Raw genomic sequence first — 1,894 nt, forward strand, 5'->3', positions numbered from 1 at the left:
GTCACGCCGCCCGCGAGCTCGATCAGCGTCCGGACCGTGGTGCCCATCGGCACGCAGTAGACGTCGGGGCGCTCGACGTGCCCGGACACGGCGAAGAACTTCCACCCGACCGACTCGCCGATGCCCTGGTCCTGCCACCACCGCGCGCCGCGCTGCACGATCACCGGCACGTCGGCGAAGGTCTCGACGGAGTTGATCAGGGTGGGACGGCCGTGCAGGCCGTAGTTGCCGGGGAACGGGGGCTTGTTGCGCGGTTCGCCGCGGTGGCCCTCCATGCACTCCAGCAGCGCGGTCTCCTCACCGAGGATGTAGCCGCCGGGGGAGACGAACAGGTCGACGTCGAGCCGCCGCCCGCTGCCGCACGCGTTCGGGCCGACGATCCCGGCCGCGCGCAGCGCCTCGATCTCCTGGCGCAGCACGTGCTCCTCGGGCCCGTACTCGTGCCGGATGAAGACCCAGCCCTCTTCCGCGCCGACCACGGCCATGCCGATCAGCAGGCCCTCCAGCACGAGGTGCGGCTGCGTGGCCAGGATCTGGCGGTCCTTGAACGTGCCGGGCTCGGACTCATCGGCGTTGCAGATCACGTACTTCACGCTGCCCGGTTGGACATCGCGGACCAGGCCCCACTTCTGGCCGGTGGGGAAGCCCGCGCCACCCATGCCGCGCAGGCCCGCGTCCTTGAGCGTCGCGATGACGTCGACCGGGTCCAGCTCGCCGGTGAGCACCGCGCGCAACGTGGCGTACCGCTCGGTCACGTCCGTGCCCGCCGGGTACGGGTCGTTGGGCCACGGCTCGGTCCGGGTCTGCGCCGCGGCCTCGCCGACGCCGTCACCACGGGCGCCTTCCACCAACGTGTCCACGTCGGCGATCGGAGCCGGCCGCTCGTTCACGGCCACCGCGGGCGCGACGTCGCAGCGGCCCAGGCACGACACCTCGACCAGCTCGACGTCGGCGTCCTCGCCGTAGCGCGCCTTCAGCTCCGCGATCCGGGCCTCACCGCCGCGCAGGAAGCACGGCAGGTCGTGGCACATGTGCACCGCCACCTTGGTCGGCGGCTCGGTGCGGAAGTGCGGGTAGAACGAGATCAGGCCCTCGATCTCGTAGCGCGGCCTGCGCGCGTCGCGCGACAGCTGCTCGAGCTCCTCGCGCGGCAGCCAGCCCAGTCGGGCCTGGATCGCGTTGAGCGCCGGGATCAACGACGGCCCTGGGAACTTCCCGGCCCGCGCCTCGACGCCGGGAACCCTGCGGGACCGGACTTCGGCCGCGCGATCGGTCACGTCGGTCACGTGCTCGCTCCCTGCGTCGATGCGGTTTCCGGGTACGGCGCGCCGAGCGGCTCCACCTGCACGGCGCAGAACTTGAACTCCGGGATCTTCCCGAACGGGTCGACCTCGTCGATCGTCAGGAGGTTGGCCGCGGCCTCCCGGAAGTGGAACGGGATGAAGCAGTTGCCCAGCTGCTCGCGGTGGCTCACGCGCACCACCAGTTCGATCGACCCGCGCCGCGAGCGCGTCCGCACCATCTGACCGTGCGTCAGCCCGCGGTCCGCGGCGTCCTTCGGGTGCATGTACACCTCGGCCACCGGGGAGATCGCGTCGAGCGCGAACGACCGGCGGGTCATCGAGCCGGTGTGCCAGTGCTCCAGGAGCCTGCCGGTGTTGAGCACGAGCGGGAACTCGGCGTCCGGCAGCTCCTTGGGCGGCAACCACTGCGCGGGCACGAGGTGGGCGAGCCCGTCGTCGGTGTTGAACTGCTCGTTGAACAGCACGACCGTGCCGTCGGAGTGCTCCGGGTCGGCGTTCGGGTAGAGCTTCCCGGACAGGCCGAGGTTGGAGTGCGACAGGTTCTCGTAGGACGGCATCAGCGCGACCATCTCGTCGAACACCTCGCTGGG

At 71.2% G+C, this 1,894-nt stretch carries 2 protein-coding genes; both read right to left on the bottom strand.

Translation table 11 applies throughout. The features are described from left to right. Window positions 1–1,286, bottom strand: a 1,286-nt coding sequence (locus VGD70_RS07065; protein ID WP_331079326.1) for an NAD(P)H-dependent oxidoreductase subunit E, incomplete at its 3' end; no start/stop codon positions are given. Further along, on the bottom strand, window positions 1,283–1,894 hold a 612-nt coding region (locus VGD70_RS07070; protein WP_331079328.1), incomplete at its 5' end, for a molybdopterin oxidoreductase family protein. The genes VGD70_RS07070 and VGD70_RS07065, both read right to left, overlap by 4 nt.

This window comes from Actinophytocola sp. (assembly GCF_036402745.1).
In the GTDB taxonomy this organism is placed as follows: domain Bacteria; phylum Actinomycetota; class Actinomycetes; order Mycobacteriales; family Pseudonocardiaceae; genus Actinophytocola.